Source organism: Phenylobacterium sp. (assembly GCF_030645195.1).
Classification (GTDB): domain Bacteria; phylum Pseudomonadota; class Alphaproteobacteria; order Caulobacterales; family Caulobacteraceae; genus Phenylobacterium.
Map to the genome: position 1 here is coordinate 1 of NZ_JAUSLW010000078.1, position 20945 is coordinate 20945.

Sequence of the window (20945 nt, forward strand, 5' to 3'; positions counted from 1 at the left end):
TACCGCCGCTCGTTCCAGCCGTAGGCGACCCAGTGGTGGCCGCCCAGGTTGCGGGCCTCGATGACGCCGTCATCGGCCTGGGCGTGAGCCGTGCGCTTGGCGCGCAGCGCCAGGCCCGCCAGGGCCAGCAGGGCCGAGGACATCACCGCGATCACCACCACCGTGGCGGCGGCGAACAGGGCCAGGACCGCGCCGATGGCGACGGCCGCGGCGGTGGCGAGCGCGCCGCCCAGCAGGGCGAAGCTGCGAAGCGCCGAACCGTGTTTGCGGGCGAATTCCCTGACCATGGCTTCCTCTGGCGCCGTCTTTCCTGACGGCTGAACAATTATGTCGTTCCGGCGATCCCCGGCGTCAACGCTTCTCAACCCAAAAAAGCGACGAAAGCGTGGTCATGCCACCCCTTCGAGCGCCATCTCTCGGCGTTCACGCATGATCGTGTCGAAGGCCGCGTTGATCGAGGCGGCCTTGGCCTCCGCCACCTCGATGAACTCCGAAGGCAGGCCGCGGGCCCGGGCGCGGTCGGGGTGGGCCACCACCAGGGCGCTTTTCCAGGCGCTGCGGACCTCCTCGTCGGGGGCGTCGTGGGGCACGCCCAGCACGCCGTAGGGATCCTCGGCCGAGAGACCCAGATGGGTGGCCTTCAACCGGCGGAACACCAGGGGCGAGAACCCGAACAGGTGGGCGACGCTTTCCAGATAGGCCAGCTCGTCGGCGGTCACCGCCCCGTCGGAGCCGGCGATGTGGAACAGGCCGTCCAGGACGTCCTCCAGCAGGGCCGGACAGTTGCGGTAGCGCTTGGCCAGCCGGATCGCATAGCTCTCGTAGCCATGGGTGGTCTGGCGGGCCAGGTCGTACAGCCGATGGATATTGCGCTCCGAGGCCGCGTCGGTCTGGAAGACCTGGGCGAAGGCGTCGAACTCGCTGACGCTCACCCGGCCGTCGGCCTTGGCCAGCTTGGCGCCCAGGGCCGTGACGGCGGTCGTGAAGGTGGGGTCCTCGCCGGGCAGGCCCGGAGGACACTCGTCGCAGTCTTCGCAACCATCTGGGCGGCGGACGGCGAGCCCAGCAATGTTGCGCCAGAAACTCATGGGAGTATCGACAAGCCTAGTTCCGCACTGCGGCAAACACAACGCGCATCATCCCACAGGTAGGTTAAGTTTTGGACAGGCTCTGGAGCTTCTGGATCGACCGCGGCGGCACCTTCACCGACGTGATTGGCAAGGCCAGCGACGGTGAGGAGGTTTCGCTCAAGCTGCTCTCCAGCTCCCCGGCCTATGAGGACGCCGCCGTCGAGGCCATGCGCCGGGTGCTGGGGGCCGCCCCCGGCGCGCCCTTCCCCGCGACCCGCGTGGAGGCCATCAGGATGGGCACCACCGTGGCCACCAACGCCCTGCTGGAGCGCCGCGGCGCCAAGACCTTGTTCGTGGCGACGCAAGGCTTCGCCGACGCCCTGGCGATCGGCGACCAGTCGCGGCCCGACCTCTTCGCCCTGAACATCGTCCGCCCCGAGCCGCTCTATTCCGGCGTCATCGAGGCCAAGGAGCGCCTGGCCGCCGACGGCGCCGTGGTCACCGCCCTCGACCGCGAGGACCTCGCCGCCATGCTGAGGGCGGCCGTGGCCGACGGCTACGCCGCCGCCGCCATCGCCTTCCTGCACGCCGACCTCAACCCCGCCCACGAGATCGCCGCGGGCGAGCTGGCGCGGGCCGCGGGCTTCGAGTTCGTGGCCCTGAGCCATGAGGTCTCCCCCCTGCCCCGCTACATCCCCCGGGCCGAGACCACCGTCGCCGACGCCTATCTGACCCCGGTCCTGCGCGCCTATGTGGAGAAGGTGGCCGGGGCCGTGGCCGGGGCGCCGCTCTATTTCATGACCTCGGCCGGCGGCCTGGTCCGCGCCAGCGCCTTCCGGGGCCGTGACGCCGTGGTTTCCGGCCCGGCCGGCGGCGTGGTCGGCGTGGCCGAGACCGCGCGGGCGGCCCACGCTGACCAGGCGCTCGGCTTCGACATGGGCGGCACCTCCACCGACGTCTGCCGCTATGCCGGGCGGCTGGAGCGCCGCGACACCGCCGTGATCGCCGGGGTCAAGCTGCGCAGCCCCATGCTGGACGTGGAGACGGTGGCGGCCGGCGGCGGCTCGATCCTGTTCTTCGACGGCCTGCGCGCCCGGGTCGGACCCCATAGCGCCGGAGCGAGCCCCGGGCCCGCCGCCTATGGCCGGGGTGGTCCCGCCACCGTCACCGACGCCAACCTGGTCCTCGGCCGGCTCGATCCCCGCTTCTTTCCGGCGATCTTCGGCCCGACCGCCGACGCGCCCCTGGACGTCGCCGTCGCCCGCGCCCGCCTGGCCGACCTGGCCAAGGCCATGGGCGCGGCCAGCATCGAGGCCGCCGCCGAGGGCTTCGTGGCCATCGCCGTGGAACAGACCGCCCAGGCGGTGCGCCGCATCTCCACCGAGCGCGGCTTCGACCCGCGCGGCCACGCCTTGGTGGCCTTCGGCGGCGCGGCGGGTCAGGTCGGGTGTGAGGTGGCCGAGGCGCTCGGCGTCGACGAGGTGCTCTGCCCGCGCTACGGCAGCGTGCTGTCGGCCTGGGGCATCGGCCAGGCCCGGGTCACGGCCCTGAAGCAGGCCGGCCTCGACGCCCCCCTGGACGAGCCCGGCCTCGCCCGCGCCGCCGCCCTGCTCGAAGGTGTCGAAGCCGAGGCGCGCCAGGCCCTCGCCGACCAGGGCGCGGCCGAGGGCCAGCTCAACCCCATCCTGCGCCTGCGCTATGACGGCGCCGACGCCGAACTGCCCACCGCGCTTGGGCCGCTCGCCGAGGTGAGAGCCGACTTCGAGGCCGCCCACCGCCGCCTGTTCGGCTTCGTGGAGCCGGATCGGACGATCGTGATCGCCAGCGTCGAGGCCGAGGCTGTCGCCCCCCCTCCCTCCCCGACCTGGGGAGGGGAAGATCGCGCGCTCCCTCCCCTTCATGGGGAGGGGCAGGCCGGCTTGCCGGCCGGGGTGGGGAATACCGGCCACACGCCCCCACCCGTCCGGCGTTCCGCCGTACACCCTCCCCAGGTCGGGGAGGGAGAGGTGCTCATGTTCGCCCACGGCGAAACCACCGCCGCCCCCATCGTCGCGGCAGACGCCCTCACCACCGTCGAGGGTCCGGCCCTCATCGTCCGGCCCGACACCCAGATCGCCCTCCCTGCCGGCTGGCGCGCCACCGCAGAAGACGACGGCCTGATCCGACTGACCCGCGCCGGCGGCGTCCAGGCTCGCGCCATCGCCCTGGACCGCCCCGACCCCATCACGCTTGAGCTGTTCAACCGCCGCTTCATGGGAGTGGCCGAGGCCATGGGGGCGGCCCTGGAGCGCACCGCCCACTCGGTGAACATCAAGGAGCGGCTGGACTTCTCCTGCGCCCTCTTCGACGAGGACGGCGGCCTGGTGGCCAACGCCCCGCACATGCCGGTGCACCTGGGCTCCATGGGCGCCAGCGTCCGCGCCGTCCGCGACCGCCATCCCACGCTTGCGCCCGGCGACGCGTTTGCGCTCAACAACCCCTATGCTGGCGGCACCCACCTGCCCGACATCACAGTGGTCATGCCGGTCTTCATGCCCGGCGCGGCGTCAGCGGCCTTCTATGTCGCCGCCCGCGGCCACCACGCCGATGTCGGCGGGGTGCAGCCGGGCTCCATGCCGCCCTTCTCGAAGACCATCGACGAGGAGGGCGTGCTGCTGGACGCCATCCCCATCATGCGCGGCGGCGACTTCCTGGAGGCCGACACCCGCGCCGCGCTCGCCGCCGGACGCTGGCCGGCCCGCGCGCCCGACCGCAACATCGCCGATCTCAAGGCCCAGATCGCCGCCTGCCAGGCCGGCGCGGCCGCCGTCGCCGGCATGATCGAGGGCTTCGGGGGCGAGGTGGTGGCCGCCTACATGACCTTCGTGCAGCGCAACGCCACCGCCTCGGTCCGCCGCGCCATCGGCAAGCTGTCCAACGGCCAGGCGCGCGTCCCCATGGACGGCGGCGGCGAGATCGTGGTCATCACCACCGTGGACGCCGCCAGGGGCGAAGCGACACTCGATTTCCGCCAGTCCGCCGACCAGCTGCCCTCCAACTTCAACGCCCCCTCGGCCATCGTCGACGCCGCGGCCCTCTATGTCTTCCGCACCCTGGTGGACGACGACATCCCGCTCAATTCCGGCTGCCTGGCCCCGCTCAACATCCTGACCCGGCCAGGCTCCATGCTTGCCCCGGCCCCGCCCGCCGCCGTGGTGGCCGGCAATGTCGAGACCAGCCAGCACGTGGTGGACGCCCTCTATGCGGCCCTGGGCGTCATGGCCAACGCCCAAGGCTCGATGAACAACTTCACCTTCGGCGACGAGACCCGCCAGTACTACGAGACCCTCTGCGGCGGGGCCGGGGCGACCGCCCAGGCCGACGGCGCCAACGCCGTCCACACCCACATGACCAATAGCCGGCTCACCGACCCGGAGATCCTGGAACGGCGCTTCCCCGTGCGGGTGGAGACCTACGCCATCCGCCCGGGCTCAGGCGGCGCCGGAGCGCATCGCGGCGGCGACGGGGCGGTGCGGCGGGTGCGGTTCCTGGCCCCCATGGAGGCCGCCCTGCTCTCCACCCGGCGCGACCACGCCCCCCAGGGGATCGCCGGCGGCGGCCCCGCCCTGCCCGGCGCCCAGCGTTTGATCGCGGCCTCCGGCGCGGTAAAGGAACTTCCCGGCTGCTTCTCGGTTACGGTCCAGCTTGGCGACGTGATCGAGATCCAAACCCCCGGGGGCGGAGGCTTCGGATCACCCGCCGCCTCCTGATCGACACAGTTTCAAGGTTCCAACGTCTCCATGTCCGCACTCATCGCCGCCCTCGCCCTGTTCGCCGCCGCCGAGCCCGCCACGGCTGCGCCCGCCCCCGACGAACTGACCCTCACCGAGGACATGCCCTATCCGGCCGGCGCGCCGCGGGACGACTACGGCCTGGTGGCCTGGTGCTACGGCGCCCTGCGCGGCTATGTCGACCTGCACGACCAGATGATGCCCGACGTCACCGAGATCGAGAAAACCCCGCCGGTGAACCCAGAGACCACCCTGGCCGAGAAGCTGCAGGCCTACGCCACCATCCAGACCCGGGCCAAGCAGGACATGAAGCTGTTCGCCCGCGCCATGGAGGCCGCCGAGCGCGCCAGCCTCAAGCCCATCAACACCATCGGCGCCGCGGCGGTGAAGAAGGGCCACGCCACCTGGGCCGCCGCCGCCAACATGCCCAAGCGCCAGGTCGCCCAGAACTGGATGGGCTGGACCCTGCCGGTCCGCTGCACCCCCACGGCCCACGCCCTGGAGGACCGCGCCAAGCTGATGGGCAAGACCTTCCAGGTGAACAGCGACCCGGAACCTGAGACCGCGCCTGCGCCGCCGGTCGAGCCGGCGCCGGAACCGACCGTCGCGCCGGAAACCCCGACTCAATAGGACCGGGATCGGCTCCCCACGGGGAGCCGGCCGCCCCAGGGCATGCCGACACCGCGCCTTTCGGCGCGTTTTTGGCGCGCCTGTTGCGCAAAAACGACAGCTTGCCCTTTCGGCCCCTGCGTCAACTTTTTACCGACCGGCTGGACTGTTTTTCAACGTCTTTTCCCGGACATATTCGAAATTTCGGTATGCTTTTGACGTAACGCCAAAAACTGAATCTCGATATCAGACTAGTTTTGACAATACCGTCAGAGCCTTTTGTCGTCTTCGGAAATTCTAACAGAAAAGAGACTTGAGTTTCAGAACTGACGCCGCTCTTTCCCCGCAGCGGTCTGCCAATATTGCGGCTGATAACGCAGTTATATTTGAATCAGGGGAAACGCGTGCGTAACACAAGCTATCTTGCCGGGGCCTCGTCTGTCGCACTGGCCGCCATACTCAGCCTCTCCGCCGGCCAGGCCTTCGCCCAGGACGACGCGGAAGTCTCCGAAGTCGTCGTCACCGGCTCCTTCATCGCCGGTTCGCCGGAAGACGCCGCCCTGCCGGTGAACGTCATCGGCGCCGACGAGATGCAGAAGCAGGGCGCCCCCTCGACGGTGGACCTGATCAAGTCGATCCCCGCGGTCAGCGGCGCCATCGGCGAGTCCAACCAGTTCGGCGCCGGCCAGACCACCGGCTCGGGCAACGTCAACCTGCGCGGCCTTGGCGCCGAGCGCACCCTGGTGCTGATGAACGGCCGCCGCCTGGCCGTCTCGCCGGGCAACATCACCGTCGACACCAACCTGATCCCCGGCGCGGCCATCGGCCGGGTCGAGGTGCTGAAGGACGGCGCGGCGGCGACCTACGGCTCGGACGCCGTGGCCGGCGTGGTCAATTTCATCACCCGCAAGAACCTGTCGGGCTTCGAGGCCTCGGGCCAGTACTCCTTCATTCCCGGGTCGGATGGCGAATACACTGCGGGCCTGGCCTATGGCTGGGTCGGCGACCGCGGCGACCTGATGCTGACCGCCGGCTACCGCCACCGTTCGGAGTTGAACACCCGCGAGCGCGACGACACGATCCGCTCGATCACCGACAACCCGCAGGGCGGCTGGTCCAGCTTCGGCAGCCCGGGCGTCTACCTGTCCAGCAACAATGGCGGCGCCAGCTACACCTCGGCCTATGCCGACCCCGCCTGCGCGGTGATCTCAGGCGGCCCGAGCTGCGCCTTCCAGTACATCGGCTTCGACAACCTCATCGAGCGTGAGGAGCACTACCAGCTCTTCGGCCAGGTGAACCTCGAGGTCACCGACTCCACCAAGTTCCACTTCGAAGTGCTCTATGCCGGCCACGACGTGCCGGAGGAGAACTCCTCGCCCTCCTATCCGCCCAACAACTTCCCCACCACGGCCACCACCACCAAGGCCCAGGGCAACGGCTTCTACATCCCGGCCTCCAACCCCGGCCTGCAGGCCCTGATCGCCAAGGGCCTGGCCCCCGCGACCGCCGCCACCTCGGGCCTGTTCACCTCCATCGCCTGGCGTCCGCTCGGCGTCGGCGGCAACGGCCTCTATGGCTACGAGGGCAAGGAAGACCGCCGCAAGTTCACGGCCTTCCGCGTATCGGGCGGCTTCAACGGCAAGTTCGAGAACGGCATCGGTTGGGACACCGCCCTGACCTACATGGAAGACCAGAGCGAGATCGCCACGCCGGACGTCGTCGTCTCGCGCCTGGAGTTGGCTCTGCGCGGCCTCGGCGGCGCGGGCTGCAACGTCGCCACCGGGACCCCGGGCGTCGGCGGCTGCCTCTACTTCAACCCCTTCTCCACCGGCGTCGCCGCCAACGTCCTCGACGGCCGCATCAACCCCAACTACGTCGGCTCCACCGCCAATTCGAAGGACGTCCTCGACTACCTGTTCGAGGACTATTCCTACGAGACCCGCACCCGCCTGTTCTCCGCCGACCTGGTCTTCAACGGCGACCTGCCGATCGACCTGGGCGCCGGGGCCTTCGCCTGGGCGGCCGGCGGCCAGTATCGCTGGAGCGGCATCGACCGTCGCGTCAGCGACCTGACCAACATCGCCGTGACCCCCTGCGTCGACACCCCGGTCAATCCGGGCGCGACCTGCACGGCCAAGAACGGCGCCTTCAGCTTCTTCGGCCCGCTCACCAACTATGACCTGGACTACAGCGTCCTGGCCGCCTTCGGCGAACTGCAGGCGCCGCTCACCGACAGCCTGACGGCCACCCTGGCGGTGCGCTACGAGAGCTACAGCGGCAATGTCGGCGCCACCACCAATCCGAAGGTGGCGCTGAAGTGGCAGGCCCTCGACTGGCTGGCCTTCCGCGCCTCGGCGGGCTCGACCTTCCGCGCCCCGCCCCAGACCCAGATCGCCCCGGCCTTCACCACCAACCTGGCCTACACCGCCGCGGCCGGGGGCTATCGCGCCTACGACCTCTACGGCGACCCGAACCTGGAGCCGGAAAAGGCCAACACCCTCAACCTGGGCGCCATCGTCCAGATCAGCGACTTCCAGGCCACCCTCGACTACTGGAGCTTCGACTTCGCCGGCCCGATCCGCAACGAGAGCGGCTCGGCCATCGTCAACGCCCTGTTCCCGAACGGCACGTCCACCAGCCTGCCCAACAACTGCGCCAATCCGGCCTATGCCGGCCTGCTCGGCCGGGTGAGCTTCATCGGCGGCGTCTGCCTGCCGGCGAACATCAACCGGGTGAAGATCAACTATGTGAACGGGTCTGACGTGAAGACCAGCGGGCTGGACTTCTCGGCCAGCTACAAGTTCCGCGACGTCCTGGACGGCTCGGTCGGCCTGGGCCTCGATATGACCTACGTGCTGAACTACGACGTCGCCGCCACCACCATCGAGGGCGTCACCGTCCTGCCGGCGGCCGACTATTCCGGCACCATGGACTATCTGGGCTACGGCTCGCAGCCGAAGTGGAAGGCCACGGCCTTCGCCGAGTACACCCGCGGCGAACAGAACCTCCGTTGGACCATCCGCTATGTCGACGACATGATCGACACCCGCGGGGCCACCACCTTCACGGCGGCCAGCCCCAAGGGCAAGAAGATCGACGCCTTCGTCACCCACGACCTCAGCTACCGGGCCTTCCTGCCCTGGGACGTGACCCTGACCGCCTCGGTGATCAACGTCCTCGACCAGGACCCGCCGTTCGCGCGGCTGGACCTCAGCTACGACCCCTTCACCGCCAATCCGCTCGGCCGCTACTTCAAGCTAGGCGTCACCAAGAAGTTCTAGAGGTCTTCCCCCTCGAGAACTTGACTCAGGGGCGGCTCCTACAGGGAGCCGCCCCCTTTTTATGCGCCGTCACAGGTCCTTGCGCAGGAACCACCTGGGGAACATCGGCGCCGGCCCGTCGATCTGGCCGAACACCGCAAAGCCCAGCCGCTCGTAGAAGGCCCGCGCCTGGAAGGCGTAGGTGTCGAGCCACATATTGCGGCAGTCCCGCGCCCGCGCCTCGGCCTCGGCCCGCGCCATCAGCTGCGTCCCCAGCCCCAGCCCCCGCGCCCCTTCGGGCGTCACCACCAAGCCGATATAGAACGAGCCCCAAAGCGACAGGCCCCAGAGCCCGCCCTGCACCTCGTCGCTGTCGGGCGCGGTGATGGTCAGCGCGAAGGGCTCGCCTTGCGCGTTCCCGACCGTCTTTTCGTTGAAGGCCAGCAGGGGCGCCCAGATGGGCATGTAGGCGTCGTCGGGACTCGCGGCCCCGCGGATGATCAGGTTCATTTCAGTCTTTCAGATGATGCGCGCGCAGGCGCTCAAGCGCAGCCGTCAGGGCCACGCGGTCAGGTCGAACGGGCTGGAGGCGCGGTCAGACCGCGACGAAACCGATCATCATGGGATCAGGCTAGCGGGGCTTGGGGGCGGCCGCAACGCGCCCCTATTTCTTCGGCGGGTTGGCGCTCAGATCCATGATCAGCTTGGTCAGCAGGTACAGGCGCGGCGTCACCGACTTCAGGTCCATGAACTCCTTGTCGGAGTGGAATCCGCCGCCCACGGGGCCCAGCCCGTCCAGGGCCGGGGTGCCAGCCTCATAGGCCAGGGCCGACTGCGAGGCGCCGCCATTGCCGCCGGTCCCCAGGGTCAGGCCCAGCCCCGCATAGATCGCCTGGGCCCGCGCGGCGAGCGCGTCGGTGGCCGGGTTGTTGGCCAGCGGCGGGAAGGAGTTCTCACGGCTGATGGTCACCGTGGTGTCGGGCACCACCGTCTTGGCGGCGCTCGCCTTCAGGGTCGCCTCCACCTTGTCGAAATCGCTCTTCTGCCGAGCCCGGATATTGATCTGCGCCCGCGCGTCCTGCGGGATGATGTTGTACCGGGAGCCCGCCTGGATGATGGTCAGGTTCACCGTCAGTCCGTCGCCGGAATGGGGAAACTGCTCCACGGTCGCCAGCTGGTGGACCAGTTCGACGGCGGCGTTGCGGCCGTCCTGCGGGGCGACCCCGGCATGGGCCGCGCGGCCCTTGACGTCGATGTTCATGGTCGACGAGCCCTTGCGCCAGACGGTGATCACGTCCGGCGCGTCGCCGGGCTCCAGGTTCAGCTCCACGTCGTGGGCCTTCACCAGCCTGTCGATCAGGGCGCGGGTTCCGGGCGATCCCCGCTCCTCGCTGGTCTCGATCAGGAAGGTGATCTGGGCGAAATTCTTGAAGCCCAGGTCGTGCAGGATCTGCAGCGCGTAGAGCCCCTCGATCACTCCGCCCTTCTCGTCGGCGACGCCGGGTCCGCGCGCATGGTCGCCCTCGATGGAGAAGGGCCACTTGGCTGTCGTGCCCGGCCCGAACACCGTGTCGATGTGGCCGATCATCAGGATCCTGGCCTTGCCGGTCCCCTTCAGGGTGGCCACCGTGTTCTCCGGTAGGCCGGGGATCTCGGCCGGCACGCTCTCGATGGTCATGCCCAGCGCCTTGAGCCGCGGGATCAGCACCGCGGCCACCTTGCGCCCGCCCTCGATGTCGCCGGTGCCGGAATCGATGTTCACCACCGCCTTCAGCAGGTCGAGCTGGGCGGGGCGCGCCGCATCGGCCGCCGCCCAGACCTTGACGTCCTTGCCCGCCGCCAGGGCCGGGCCTGTGCTCACCAGCAGGGCGGCCACGGCCGCCATCGCAACCCGACTCATACGCATTCCATCACTCCGCAATCACAGGGCTCCACCTTGGCCGCAGCGCGGGCGCGATCAAGCCCCCGCCGACAAAAGCCGCGAAAGGATCGCCCGCGGTGCTAGACTGAAGCGTCATGCAAACGCCGCACCTGATCTACTTCGCCGATCCCATGTGCTCGTGGTGCTACGGTTTCTCGCCGGTGATCGCCGACATCCGCAAGACTTTCGGCCGCGCCTTGCCGATCCAGCTGATCATGGGCGGCCTGCGTCCCGGGACCGACACGCCCATGACCGAGGAGGCCAAGGCCAGCCTGGCAGGCCACTGGACCCACGTCACCGAGGCCTCGGGCCTGCCCTTCGATCCCGCCGTCCTGGAGACGCCGGGCTTCCTCTATGACACCGACCCGGCCGCCCGCGCCGTGGTCTGGGTGCGCCGCCAGGACCCGGAGATGGCCCTCACCTTCCTCGGCGACCTGCAGGCCGCCTTCTACGCCCAGAACCAGAACATCACCGACCCCCTGGTCCTGGCCGCCCTGATCACCCGGCACGGCCTGAACGGCGAGAGCTTTCTGGCCGCCTTCGACACCGAGGACCTCAAGCACGAGACCTGGCGCGACTACGGAACCTCGCAGAAGGCCGGGGTCACCGGTTTCCCGACCCTGATCGCCGGCCCCACCGAGGCCGGGGCCTACGGCGTGGTGACCCGCGGCTTCCAGCCGGGCGCCGCGGTGGTGCCGATGCTGGAGGCCTGGCTCTCCGGCCCGCTCAACTGAGCATGGAAACCTTCGACGTCGTTGTGGTCGGCGCCGGCGCCGCCGGCATGATGTGCGCCATCGAGGCGGGCAAGCGCGGCCGCTCGGTCCTGGTGGTGGATCACGCCCAGGCGGCGGGGGAAAAGATCCGCATCTCCGGCGGCGGCCGCTGCAACTTCACCAATATCAACACCTCGCCGGCCAACTTCATCTCCGCCGACCCCCGTTTCGCCAAGGGTCCCCTGCGCCGCTACTCGGCCAGGGACTTCATCGCCCTGGTGGATCGCTATGGCATCGCCTGGCGCGAAAAGACCCTGGGCCAGCTGTTCTGCGACGACAGCGCCAAGGACATCGTCGCCATGCTGCTGGCCGAGATGAAGGCCGCCGGCGTCCAGCTTCGCCTGGCCACCGCCGTCGCCAGGGTCGGCAAGACCGCCTCGGGCTTCGAGCTCGCCCTGCCCGGCGGGACGGTGGCGTGTTCGTCCCTGGTGGTCGCCACCGGCGGCAAGTCGATCCCGAAGATGGGCGCCACCGGCTGGGGCTACGAGATCGCCGCCCAGTTCGGCCTGCCGGTCATCGAGACGCGGCCCGCCCTGGTGCCCCTCACCTTCGAGGTGAAGACCCTTGAACACCTCAAGCCCTTGGCCGGGGTCGCGCTCGACGCCGTGGCCGCCTGCGGCAAGACGAAGTTCGCCGAGGCCATGCTCTTCACCCACCGCGGCCTCTCGGGCCCGGCCATCCTGCAGATCTCCTCCTACTGGCGGGAGGGCCAGGAGATCACGGTCAGCATGGCGCCCGGCGTCGACCTGATGGCCCAGATGAAGCTCGCCAAGACCACCCGCGGCCGCCAGGCGACGGCCACCGTGCTGGCCGACCACATCCCCAAGCGCCTGGCCCAGATGATCGCCGAGGACGAAGGCGCACTCGGCAACATCGCCGACCTGCCCGACAAGGTCCTGGCCCGCGTCGACGCCGCCGTGAACCGCTGGACCGTCAAGCCGGTGGGCTCGGAGGGCTATCGCACCGCCGAGGTCACCCTGGGCGGGGTGGACACCGCCGCGCTGGATCCAGGCACCCTGCAGGCCAGGGCCGTCCCCGGGCTCTACTTCGTCGGCGAGGTGGTGGACGTCACCGGCTGGCTGGGCGGGTACAACTTCCAATGGGCCTGGTCCTCGGGCTGGTGCGCCGGTCAGGCGGCCTGAACGGCGCAAGCTTCACAACCCTGCGTCAATCCGCCCCAGGGACCTCCCCACGCCGTTCCCTTTTCTTAAGGGCTTCCGACGCAACGTGCAGTTGGTATTCGGACGGCCGGCACGGCCGCGCGTGCTCATGGGGGTCTGGTGACCAAACCTGTCGAACGTTTGACCCAGGCCGAGCTGGTGAGTTGCGTGCTGAGTCATGAGTTGTTCCTGGCCGGCCGTCACGGGGGCCGCCGCATGATCCTGCCGATGGTCGACCTCACCGGCCTGGCCATGCCCCGCCGCAACCTCGCCGACGCCGATCTGTCCGGCGCCAGCATGCGCGGCTGCGACCTCTCCGGGACCGTCCTCGACCGCGCCCAGCTGTTCGGCGCCGACCTGCGCGGCGCCAACCTCACCGGCGTCAGCCTCAGCCGGGCCGACATGCGCGGCGCGGTGCTCTGCGGCGCGGACCTCACCGATGCCGACCTGCAGGACGCCGACTTCCGCCCCGGCCAGATCGCCGCCCACTCCGCCCAGGGCTTCGTCTCCCTTTCCCAGCGCCAGCGCGCCACCATGGCCGAGGCCGCCCCCAACAAGATCCGCTCCGACGTGGCCGCGGCCTTCGCCACCGACTTCTCCGACTGCACAATGCGCGGGGCCAAGCTGAACGGGGCCAAGCTCAAGAGCGCCAACCTCTCCGGGGCCCTGCTGGAGAACGCCGACTTCACCAGCGCCAACCTGGAGAACGCCGACTTCACCGACGCGGTGATGTCCGGCGCCATCCTGGCCGGCTCCACCACCCACGACGCCTGCATGAGCGGCGTTGTCCAGACGCCGACCGCCGAGGCCCTGGCCCGCCGCCCGGCCCTCCTGGAGGCGCTCGCCGGCCACCAGGTCTGGTGCCTGACCAACGGCAAGCAGGGCGGCGCGGCCCAGATGGAGGGCGCCGATCTTCGCGTGGTGGGCGACGCCCTGCACAGGGGCCAGCTCACCGGCCTCCAGGCTCCCGGCGCCTGTTTCGTGCGGCTGAACCTGGAGGGCGCCTTCCTGCAGGCGGCCAATCTCGAAGGGGCCGACCTGCGCGGCGCCAACCTGCGCGGGGCCGACCTGCGCGGCGCGCGCCTGGCCGGCGCCAACCTCGCCCGCGCCGACCTGCGCGGCGCCCTGCTGAGGCATCTGGAGGTGGGCGGACGCTCCACCCCCACCGACCTCACCGGCGCCCGTTTCAGCTACGCCGACTGCCGCGGCGCCCAGCTCTCCCCCGGCCAGCTCGACGCCGCCGACGCCGCCGAGGCCCGGTTCGACCAGGCCGCCTGACGCCAAGCCCCGCAAGCGGACACCGCGGACGCGTCGGACCCAGTCGAGCCCCCCTTCCATCCGCACCCGGATGGCATTCCCGCGGCCACCTCAAATATTCGAGGCGCCAATACCTCGGCCTTCATTGTCGGAGACTCTGGCGACTGGACGCCTGCACCTCCCCCGCGACAATCCGCCACACACATCCTGACGGTGACTTCATTTTTGCTTGACCACCGAACGACATGATTGCGCCTTCTGTATCTGGTCCCGGGCGCGCGCCGTCAGAGGGGGAATGAAGTGGCGGTCTGTTCCGAGACGCTGACCCAAGCCGAATTCGCCAAGCGGGTCATCGCCCATGAGATGTTCATCGCCCGGATGGCGGGCGGGGTCAGGCTGATCCTGCGCTTCGCCGACCTGTCGGGTCTGGCCGCCCCTGGCCGCAATCTCGCCGACGCCGACCTCAGCGGCTCCAACCTCACCGACTGCAACCTCGCCGGCGCGCGGCTCGACCGGACTGTGCTGTTCGGCTGCGACCTCACCGGCGCGATCCTCACCAACGCCATGCTCGCGCGGGCCGACCTGCGCGGGGCGGTGCTCAGCGGCGCCGATCTCTCGGGCGCCGATCTGCAGGACGCCGACCTACGCCCGGGCCAGCTGGCCATTCACACCGCCGACGGCTTCGCCTCCGTGTCCCGCCGCCAGAAGCGCGCGACAGTGGCTGACGGAGCCAATCTCGCCGGCGCCAATCTGAACCGCGCCCGCTTCGAGGACGCCTCGGCCTTCGCCGCCGACTTCTCCGACTGCACGATGCGCGGCGCCAATCTGAGGGGCGCCAAGCTCAAGTCCGCCAACCTGCGCGGCGCCCTGCTTGAGGACGCCGACTTCCGAAACGTCAATCTGGAGGGCGCCGACTTCACCGATGCGGTGATGGACGGGGCGCAGCTGGCGGGCGCCATCCTGACCAACGCCTGCCTGGCCGGAGCCCTCCGGTCGCCGGACGCCGAGGCCGTGGCCCGCCGCCCGGCCCTGATGGAGGCCCTGGCCGGCCATCAGGTCTGGTGCCTCACCGCGGGCAAGCAGGGAACCGCCGCCCAGGTGGCCGGCGCGGATCTGCGGGTCGTCGGGGATGCCATGCTGCAGGCCCAGCTCACCGGGCTGCAGGCCCCCGGCGCCATCCTGATCCGGCTCAACCTGCAAGGCGCCGATCTCCAGGCCGCCAATCTCGAAGGGGCGGACCTGAGGTCGGCCGACCTGCGCGGGGCCGACCTGCGCGGGGCCCGGCTGGGCGGCGCGAACCTGGTTCGGGCCGACCTGCGCGGCGCCCGGCTGCAGGATCTCGTGATCGGGACCCGAAGCACCCCCACCGACCTGTCGGGCGCGCAGCTGCGGTTCGCCGACTGCCGGGGCGCCCACGTCCCGCAGGAACGCCTGGCCGAGGCCGACGCCACCGACGCCCGGTTCGACGCCGCCGCCTAGAGCACGTCAGGCGGAAGTGGATACCGGTTCCGCCGCCCGACGTGCTCTGATGTTTTGAATCTAGACCCTTCTTGCCGTTTCAGATGAGTCCATCTGAAACGGTCAGGGTCTAGCCGTGGCGATCTAGAAGATCACCCGCTCCTGGCCCCAGAACAGCGGCGAGCGGGCGTGGTCGATGAACGTCTTCTCGTCCTCCAGCAGCAGCCGGCCGGCCGCCTGGGCCTCGGGGCTGGCCATGATGGCGCCGAGCGCCTCCAGGCTCTCGTACCAGAGCTGCGCCACTCCGTCGTAGGGCGGCGGCGCGCCGCGGCTGGCCCGCAGCGGCTCGGAGACCTCGTCGGGCAGGCTGTGCATCTGGACGTAGCGCTGGATGCCCAGGGTCTCGCGCACGCTGGCCACCAGGGGGCCATGGGTCCCGTGCCAATAGGCCTGGAAATCCTCCCGGCTCAGATGCGGCAGCCGCACGAGGGGAAAGGTCAGCTTGATCATGGGGCGGGTCCTCGAGAGCGTGACAGCCTGAAGTGGACACCGGTTCAGGCGCCCGTCACGCTCCAAGCCTAGACAACCCATCTCACGTCAACCGGCCGGCCCTCGCAAGCTACAGCGCGCGGATCAGGCCCAGGGTCACCGCCGCGGCGTTGTCCGACGCCAGCTGGTTGAAGGCCGCATAGAGCTTGTCGCCCTCCCCGGCGCCGGCCAGGCTGGAGAGGCCGCGCACCGCCACGAAGGGCTTGCCGTTGCAGAAGGCCACGTGGGCCACCGCCGCGCTCTCGCAATCCAGCACGCCCGCCTGGAAGGTTTCGAACACCCAGTCCCGCAGCTCGGTATTGTTGACGAAGGCCGCGCCGGAGACGGCGTTGCCCCCCACCACCACCCGCGGCGTCCTGTCGAGCCGGGCCGCGCCGCCGCCCTTGGAGAGCACCACGGTCACCGCCAGCCGCCGCGCCGCGGTCAGCATCGCCGGCGCCGCCGGGAACCAGAACCGGCGCGCGGTCTCACCGTTCGGGCCGGTGACGATCACCGGCTTGGGGAACATCATCCCGAAATTGCCGAATCCGCCGGGGAAACCCGCCGCCGGCTCGAAGCCCGCCGGCCCCTCGCGCCCCATCACCACGTCCAGGTACTGGCCCCACTGGCTGGCCACGAAGACGTCGCCCACCTTCAGGTCCGGGTCCACGCCGCCGGCGCAGCCGCTGACCATCACGGCGGTCACGTCGAACAGGTCCAGGGTCCGCTGGGCGCTCATGGCCGCATTGACCATCGAGGGGCCGCAGGCGTTCAGCACCACCGCCTTGCCCGACAGCCGGCCGGTGACGAAGACCGCCCCCCCAACCTTGTGCTCGGCGGTCTCGGTCATGGCGCCGCGCAGGGCGCTGAGCTCGGTCGCCATGGCGCCGAAGACCGCGATCCGGGGAGTGTCGTCCTGCAGCATGCCTACTCCCGAGGGTCCTGCACGCAGAAGGCCGCGCCCTCCGGGTCGAGCATCACCGTGTGAGCCTCATGGATATCACGCGCCGTCCCGCCGAGGGCGACAATCCGCGCCGCGCGGCTGGCCCAAGGACTTGGCACGAATTTGTGATCGGGCCGGGAACGCGATCGTGATCGCGACGTTTTGGTCATGCTCCGGCCTTGGCGGGAGCGCTGAACGCCACGCGGGGGTGACGTCCAGCCCAAGCCATATCCCCCAAAAATTCGGAGACGATCCATGCGTTTTGCCACCCTGATGACTGTCGCCGCCCTCGGCCTCGCCGCCGCCGCCTGCACCAAGAAGGAAGAAGCCCCGGCCCCGGTCGCCGCTGACGCCACCGCCGACCAGGCCGCTTCCGCCGCCACCGACGCCGCGGCCACCGCCGTCGACGCGGCCGACACCGCCACCGACGCCGCCCAGAAGGCCGGCGACAAGGCTGGCGACGCCATGCAGGCCGCCGGCGACGCCGCCGCCTCCTCGACCGAAGCCAAGGTCGACGCCGCCGCCGAGCCGGCCAAGAAGTAAGACCCCGGCGCGGACGCCTCTCCAGGCGTCCACCCGGCGTGATCCAGATCAGGGCTCCGATCGCCTCCAGGCGGTCGGGGCCTTTTTCTGTCAGGCCAGACGCTCCAGCCAGGCATGGCCGGGATGCAGCCGCGCGATCGCGGCCCTCAGCCAGGCCCGCCCCTCGACCTCCAGCAGCGGCGCGATCAGCGCGAAGTCCGCCTCGTCCTTCGGCCGGGGCTTGGCCGCCTTGTACAGCAGCCCCCCGTGCGGCCGCAGGTAAGGCACGCCCGCCGCGGACAGGCCCACCATCTGCGCCCGCGGCGCGCTCAGGCTCTCATCGCGCCGGTAGACCCAGGTCTCCGCGTCGCCGGGCTCCAGCATGACGTCCATCCGCCAGGCCTCCCCCTCCCGCACCCAGGTCTGATGCCGGTGAGCCGGCGGCTCGGCCCCGGGCGCCAGGGCGCGCACCTCGCCGTCCCCCACGACATGCAGCGCGAACCCCGCCAGTCGGGTCCGCACCGCGCCGAACGCGGCGCGGGGAATGGCGATCTCCAGGTCCCCGTGGGGCCGGCTCTGTCGTCCCAGCCACAGATCCAACGCCCAGCCGCCCACCACGCACCAGGGGGCCTCCACGCCGGCGAGCCGGGCCGCGGCCGCCTCCGGGGTCCAGGCGTCCCAGGCCTCCAGGGGCGGGCCGTCCCAATGGGATGAGGTCGTCTCCATGGCCCTGGTTCCCTCCATTCCGAGCGCCCCGCTCTGGTCGCCGACGCCGGCGGCCCCGGTCAGTTCCTTGCCGGCCGCCAGAGCGGTCCGACCACGATGGCCGTGATCTTCAGCCAGAACCTGTGGAATTGGCGAGACATGACGGCGCTCCGTCAGGAGTGCCGGCTACCTCGCCGGCAATTGCGACATGATCGTCGGCGCGTCGAAATAGTCGCGCCAGTAGGTGATGACGCCGTCATGAACCTCGTAGACCCCGGTCACCGGCAGCTCGACCCACCTGTCGCCGAAGAGGTGCCGGTCCAGCCGCTCCAGGAACACGACCGGCCCGAAGGCGGCCTCGCGGAGGACCCTGAACTCGTTCTCCGAGGTCGGTCCGAAGAAGGGCTCCAGCACCGCCCGGATGCCCGCCGGTCCGCGTACCGCGCCGATCGGCGGCGGGTTGACGTATTCGCAATCGCCGGAGACGAGCTTCAGCGCCGCGTCGTAGTTCAACGGCTCCATGAGCGTCATGAACTGCCGGACGATTTCGAGGGGGGACATGGATGCGGCGGACATGCGGGTCTCCTGCGTGATGGTGTCCGGCGACAGTCGCGATCCGCCGCGCTCGGCGCAATTACCTGGCGGGTTATGGTTGGCGACCGGCCGCGGCGCCACGGAACAGGGCCTCGGTCTCGGCGTCCGCCGGAAACAGGGTCTCGAGCCTCAGCTCGTCGGCGGTGACGTCCTGGGCAGTGCCAAAGGTCGCGACCACCGCGAACATCGACATCCTTACGCCCTTGACCTCCATGTTGAACGGCATCACCGGCAGCAGCGCGGTGTCGGCGGCCGACCACAGGGCGTTGGAATCCTGAAGGGGGGCGAGGTCATCCAGCACCGCCTGCATCTCCAGGCCGCCCAGGGCTTCGGCCTCCCGCTGGGCGCGCCGCCACATCAGCGGGCCCACGGCCTCCCAGTTGGTGACGAAGGGGCGGATGCCCTGCGGATGGAAGAACAGCCGCATGAGGTTGCGCTGGTCGCCGCCGACCCGGCCCCAGATGTCGTCACCCAGCATGGCGCCCAGCAGATCGAAGGGCTTGTTCGACAGCCGGACGTTCCAGGCCCGGTCGAGGGCGATGGCCGGAAAGGGCTCGTGGGCCTTGAGCATAATGCGCACGGCGCTCATCACCTGGGCCATCTGGGGGTCGTCCAGGGCGCGGGCCCGGAAGATCGGGGCGAACCCCGCCGCCGTCAGCCAGGCGTTGCGGTCGCGCAGAGGCACCTCGAGGGTCTCGCTCAACTGCAGGATCATGTTGCGGCTGGGGTTGGCCCGCCCCGACTCCAGGAAGCTGACATGGCGCTGCGAGACGCCGGAGGTCAGCGCCAGATCCAGTTGCGACAGCCGGCGTTTCTGGCGCCACTCCCGCAACAGGCGGGGAAAGCCCGCCTCCGGACCTGTTTCCCGGATCGAAACTGACACGCTTCCCCCTCGCCGCCTTCCCCCACCTGTCGCGCGGCCTGCGACAGGATTCAACGACCTGACAGGTAATTGACCGCCCGCGACCGATGGAGCGACGGTCTCAGGAGAAAGAGGAGATGGCGATGTCGGGCTTCTGGCGCATGTGGTTCGTCGTCTGGTGCGTTTCGATCGGCGTCTTCGGGGCGGTGCTCTCGGGCGGCGCGTTCGAAGCCACCAGCGGCCCGGTCCGCTTCGTCCTGTCGAACCTGCGCGGCCCGAGCGAGGCGCTGTTTGATCCCACCCTGCGGTTCAGTCTGGCCGTGATGGGCGCGGTGTCGATCGGCTGGGCGGTGACGCTTTTCGCCGTCATCGGCGCGGCCATTGATCTGGGGGACAAGGGCCGCCAGCTCTGGACCGCGATGTCCCTCGGCGTGGCCAGCTGGTTCGTGATCGACAGCGCCCTGTCGGTGGCCACGGGGTTCGGGCTGAACGTCGCGCCCAACCTGGCCTTGGCGGGGATGTATGTTGTCGGTGTTCTGGGAAGCGGCGCCTTGAAATCCTCGGTCTGAAACGGGCCCCGGGAACCGACGGTCGGCTAGAAGACACAAGCTCCGCAACCTTCGCGCCCCGTCGGCATTCTTCCTGCACGGCGCGAGAGCCGTTGTCCGGAGCAGTCTCAGTGCGGGTGTTGATTGTCGAAGACGAGATCTTGGTGGCCATGGAGCTGGAGGAGACTCTCAGCGAACTGGGCCACACCGTCGTCGGCATCGCGCCGGACCGCCGCAGCTTCGAGGCCCTGGCCGGCGAAGGTGTCGATATCGCCCTGGTGGACCTCAACCTCCGCGACGGCGAGACCGGCGTCGAGATTGGCCGCACCCTGGCCAACCGCCATGGCGCGGCGGTGATCTTCCTCACCGCCAATCCCGGCCTCCTGGAGGGCGGCGTCGCCGGAACCCTCGGCGTCCTGCCCAAGCCCGCCTCGCGCCACGCCGTGGCCGCCGTGGTGGACTATGCCGCCCGCCGCGGCCCCCTGCTCGCCCCGCCCGGCGAACTGCGCCTCTTCGCCTAACAGCCGCCGAGTCGAAAGGCCGCAGCGGACGTTAACTATTTCGGGGCCGACCGGGTCTAAGCTCCTCCGATGAAGACTGCGCAGGAATGCCTCGCCAAGGCCGAAGAGCTGCAGGCGCGCGCCGCCGCCTGCCTGACCCCGGACATGCAGCTACGCTTCCAATATCTCGCCGACTGTTGGCGCGGCCTCACGCGAGAAGACGGCCAGTTCGGCCCCGCGACTCTCCTCGACTTCCCCTAGACGAAGGGCGGCGCCGGGCGTGCGGCCTTGGCCTCTTCCTCGGCCAGCAGGGTCTGGAGCACGTAGCGCTCGGCCGCCCCGAGGTCGCCCCGAAGCCGCCTTTTGAACATTTCGATGTTGCGGGCCTGCACGAAGGCGTCCCGGGACTTTTCGATGCCGCACTCCTTTTCGGATGGGCTGGCTGCAAGACCCAGCGCGCGGATC

22 protein-coding genes are annotated in these 20945 nt (G+C 70.0%); 11 read left to right on the top strand and 11 right to left on the bottom strand.

From position 1 onward, the window contains the following. Together Q7T09_RS07340 and Q7T09_RS07345 are read right to left on the bottom strand one after the other, a co-directional pair. A partial coding sequence (locus Q7T09_RS07340; protein ID WP_304698872.1) for a hypothetical protein occupies positions 1–287 on the bottom strand: 287 nt, incomplete at its 3' end. A gap of 102 nt (positions 288–389) precedes the next feature. Next, positions 390–1088, bottom strand: a complete 699-nt coding sequence (locus Q7T09_RS07345) for a DnaJ family molecular chaperone (protein ID WP_304698873.1) — start codon at positions 1086–1088, stop codon at positions 390–392. Between the two features lie 71 nt (positions 1089–1159). On the opposite strand from Q7T09_RS07345, the gene Q7T09_RS07350 reads away from it, so the two are divergent. From Q7T09_RS07350 to Q7T09_RS07360, 3 genes are all read left to right on the top strand, one after another. After that, on the top strand, positions 1160–4819 hold the full coding sequence (locus tag Q7T09_RS07350) for a hydantoinase B/oxoprolinase family protein (RefSeq protein ID WP_304698874.1): 3660 nt from the start codon (positions 1160–1162) through the stop codon (positions 4817–4819). Between the two features lie 30 nt (positions 4820–4849). After that, positions 4850–5470: a hypothetical protein gene (locus tag Q7T09_RS07355; RefSeq protein ID WP_304698876.1), complete on the top strand. Its 621-nt coding sequence runs from the start codon at positions 4850–4852 to the stop codon at positions 5468–5470. 383 nt (positions 5471–5853) lie between these two features. Continuing rightward, a complete protein-coding gene (locus Q7T09_RS07360; RefSeq protein ID WP_304698878.1) occupies positions 5854–8730 on the top strand; it encodes a TonB-dependent receptor domain-containing protein in 2877 nt (958 codons plus the stop codon). A 69-nt stretch (positions 8731–8799) separates the two neighbouring features. On the opposite strand, the gene Q7T09_RS07365 is transcribed toward Q7T09_RS07360, so the two are convergent. Together Q7T09_RS07365 and Q7T09_RS07370 are read right to left on the bottom strand one after the other, a co-directional pair. Beyond that, entirely contained in the window at positions 8800–9219 is a 420-nt protein-coding gene (locus Q7T09_RS07365) for an N-acetyltransferase (protein ID WP_304698880.1), read from the bottom strand. A gap of 154 nt (positions 9220–9373) precedes the next feature. Further along, positions 9374–10615, bottom strand: a complete 1242-nt coding sequence (locus tag Q7T09_RS07370) for a glutamate carboxypeptidase (RefSeq protein ID WP_304698881.1) — start codon at positions 10613–10615, stop codon at positions 9374–9376. Between the two features lie 110 nt (positions 10616–10725). On the opposite strand from Q7T09_RS07370, the gene Q7T09_RS07375 reads away from it, so the two are divergent. The 4 genes from Q7T09_RS07375 (at position 10726) to Q7T09_RS07390 (ending at position 15299) form a co-directional block, all read left to right on the top strand. Then, positions 10726–11364, top strand: coding sequence for a DsbA family protein (locus Q7T09_RS07375; protein WP_304698883.1), 639 nt, complete (start codon positions 10726–10728; stop codon positions 11362–11364). Positions 11365–11366: 2 nt separating this feature from the next. Further along, the gene (locus Q7T09_RS07380; RefSeq protein ID WP_304698885.1) at positions 11367–12545 is read left to right on the top strand and encodes an NAD(P)/FAD-dependent oxidoreductase; all 1179 of its coding nucleotides are present in this window, start codon (positions 11367–11369) and stop codon (positions 12543–12545) included. A 138-nt stretch (positions 12546–12683) separates the two neighbouring features. Continuing rightward, the gene (locus Q7T09_RS07385; protein ID WP_304698887.1) at positions 12684–13841 is read left to right on the top strand and encodes a pentapeptide repeat-containing protein; all 1158 of its coding nucleotides are present in this window, start codon (positions 12684–12686) and stop codon (positions 13839–13841) included. A 279-nt stretch (positions 13842–14120) separates the two neighbouring features. Next, positions 14121–15299, top strand: a complete 1179-nt coding sequence (locus Q7T09_RS07390; protein ID WP_304698889.1) for a pentapeptide repeat-containing protein — start codon at positions 14121–14123, stop codon at positions 15297–15299. Positions 15300–15422: 123 nt separating this feature from the next. Here the strand turns inward: Q7T09_RS07390 and Q7T09_RS07395 are convergent, their stop codons facing one another. From Q7T09_RS07395 to Q7T09_RS20470, 3 genes are all read right to left on the bottom strand, one after another. Continuing rightward, positions 15423–15788 carry an EthD domain-containing protein gene (locus Q7T09_RS07395; protein ID WP_304698890.1) on the bottom strand — a complete coding sequence of 122 codons (366 nt, stop codon included), beginning with the start codon at positions 15786–15788 and terminating at the stop codon, positions 15423–15425. 109 nt (positions 15789–15897) lie between these two features. Then, positions 15898–16731, bottom strand: a complete 834-nt coding sequence (locus tag Q7T09_RS07400) for a 5'-methylthioadenosine/S-adenosylhomocysteine nucleosidase (protein ID WP_304698891.1) — start codon at positions 16729–16731, stop codon at positions 15898–15900. Positions 16732–16733: 2 nt separating this feature from the next. Further along, positions 16734–17006, bottom strand: coding sequence for a VOC family protein (locus tag Q7T09_RS20470; RefSeq protein ID WP_370689215.1), 273 nt, complete (start codon positions 17004–17006; stop codon positions 16734–16736). Between Q7T09_RS20470 and Q7T09_RS07405 the strand changes: the two genes are divergently transcribed. Continuing rightward, positions 17005–17292, top strand: a complete 288-nt coding sequence (locus tag Q7T09_RS07405; protein WP_304698893.1) for a hypothetical protein — start codon at positions 17005–17007, stop codon at positions 17290–17292. The genes Q7T09_RS20470 and Q7T09_RS07405 overlap by 2 nt on opposite strands. Before the next feature lie 90 nt (positions 17293–17382). Here the strand turns inward: Q7T09_RS07405 and Q7T09_RS07410 are convergent, their stop codons facing one another. The 3 genes from Q7T09_RS07410 to Q7T09_RS07420 all read right to left on the bottom strand — a co-directional run bounded on the left by Q7T09_RS07410 (position 17383) and on the right by Q7T09_RS07420 (position 19453). Further along, on the bottom strand, positions 17383–17997 hold the full coding sequence (locus tag Q7T09_RS07410; RefSeq protein WP_304698894.1) for a hypothetical protein: 615 nt from the start codon (positions 17995–17997) through the stop codon (positions 17383–17385). Positions 17998–18162: 165 nt separating this feature from the next. Next, positions 18163–18552, bottom strand: a complete 390-nt coding sequence (locus Q7T09_RS07415) for a limonene-1,2-epoxide hydrolase family protein (protein WP_304698896.1) — start codon at positions 18550–18552, stop codon at positions 18163–18165. A 70-nt stretch (positions 18553–18622) separates the two neighbouring features. Next, positions 18623–19453 (bottom strand): helix-turn-helix domain-containing protein, encoded by an 831-nt coding sequence (locus tag Q7T09_RS07420; protein ID WP_304698897.1) that lies wholly within the window; start codon positions 19451–19453, stop codon positions 18623–18625. Between the two features lie 122 nt (positions 19454–19575). Here Q7T09_RS07420 and Q7T09_RS07425 point away from each other — a divergent pair, with 122 nt between their 5' ends. From Q7T09_RS07425 to Q7T09_RS07435, 3 genes are all read left to right on the top strand, one after another. After that, positions 19576–20001: a hypothetical protein gene (locus Q7T09_RS07425; RefSeq protein WP_304698899.1), complete on the top strand. Its 426-nt coding sequence runs from the start codon at positions 19576–19578 to the stop codon at positions 19999–20001. Positions 20002–20111: 110 nt separating this feature from the next. After that, positions 20112–20501: a response regulator gene (locus Q7T09_RS07430; RefSeq protein WP_304698901.1), complete on the top strand. Its 390-nt coding sequence runs from the start codon at positions 20112–20114 to the stop codon at positions 20499–20501. A gap of 69 nt (positions 20502–20570) precedes the next feature. Continuing rightward, positions 20571–20741 (top strand): hypothetical protein, encoded by a 171-nt coding sequence (locus tag Q7T09_RS07435; RefSeq protein ID WP_304698903.1) that lies wholly within the window; start codon positions 20571–20573, stop codon positions 20739–20741. Here Q7T09_RS07435 and Q7T09_RS07440 read toward each other — a convergent pair. Beyond that, on the bottom strand, positions 20738–20872 hold the full coding sequence (locus tag Q7T09_RS07440) for a hypothetical protein (RefSeq protein ID WP_304698905.1): 135 nt from the start codon (positions 20870–20872) through the stop codon (positions 20738–20740). The genes Q7T09_RS07435 and Q7T09_RS07440 overlap by 4 nt on opposite strands. Positions 20873–20945 lie beyond the last annotated feature (73 nt).

What these genes read in the sequence shown, in the direction of transcription:
- Q7T09_RS07345 (WP_304698873.1), bottom strand. Translation starts at nt 1,088, where the DNA reads ATGAGTTTCTGGCGCAACATTGCTGGGCTCGCCGTCCGCCGCCCAGAT.
- Q7T09_RS07355 (WP_304698876.1), top strand. Translation starts at nt 4,850, where the DNA reads ATGTCCGCACTCATCGCCGCCCTCGCCCTGTTCGCCGCCGCCGAGCCC.
- Q7T09_RS07365 (WP_304698880.1), bottom strand. Translation starts at nt 9,219, where the DNA reads ATGAACCTGATCATCCGCGGGGCCGCGAGTCCCGACGACGCCTACATG.
- Q7T09_RS07370 (WP_304698881.1), bottom strand. Translation starts at nt 10,615, where the DNA reads ATGCGTATGAGTCGGGTTGCGATGGCGGCCGTGGCCGCCCTGCTGGTG.
- Q7T09_RS07375 (WP_304698883.1), top strand. Translation starts at nt 10,726, where the DNA reads ATGCAAACGCCGCACCTGATCTACTTCGCCGATCCCATGTGCTCGTGG.
- Q7T09_RS07380 (WP_304698885.1), top strand. Translation starts at nt 11,367, where the DNA reads ATGGAAACCTTCGACGTCGTTGTGGTCGGCGCCGGCGCCGCCGGCATG.
- Q7T09_RS07395 (WP_304698890.1), bottom strand. Translation starts at nt 15,788, where the DNA reads ATGATCAAGCTGACCTTTCCCCTCGTGCGGCTGCCGCATCTGAGCCGG.
- Q7T09_RS07400 (WP_304698891.1), bottom strand. Translation starts at nt 16,731, where the DNA reads ATGCTGCAGGACGACACTCCCCGGATCGCGGTCTTCGGCGCCATGGCG.
- Q7T09_RS07405 (WP_304698893.1), top strand. Translation starts at nt 17,005, where the DNA reads ATGCGTTTTGCCACCCTGATGACTGTCGCCGCCCTCGGCCTCGCCGCC.
- Q7T09_RS20470 (WP_370689215.1), bottom strand. Translation starts at nt 17,006, where the DNA reads ATGGATCGTCTCCGAATTTTTGGGGGATATGGCTTGGGCTGGACGTCA.
- Q7T09_RS07410 (WP_304698894.1), bottom strand. Translation starts at nt 17,997, where the DNA reads ATGGAGACGACCTCATCCCATTGGGACGGCCCGCCCCTGGAGGCCTGG.
- Q7T09_RS07415 (WP_304698896.1), bottom strand. Translation starts at nt 18,552, where the DNA reads ATGTCCGCCGCATCCATGTCCCCCCTCGAAATCGTCCGGCAGTTCATG.
- Q7T09_RS07425 (WP_304698899.1), top strand. Translation starts at nt 19,576, where the DNA reads ATGTCGGGCTTCTGGCGCATGTGGTTCGTCGTCTGGTGCGTTTCGATC.
- Q7T09_RS07435 (WP_304698903.1), top strand. Translation starts at nt 20,571, where the DNA reads ATGAAGACTGCGCAGGAATGCCTCGCCAAGGCCGAAGAGCTGCAGGCG.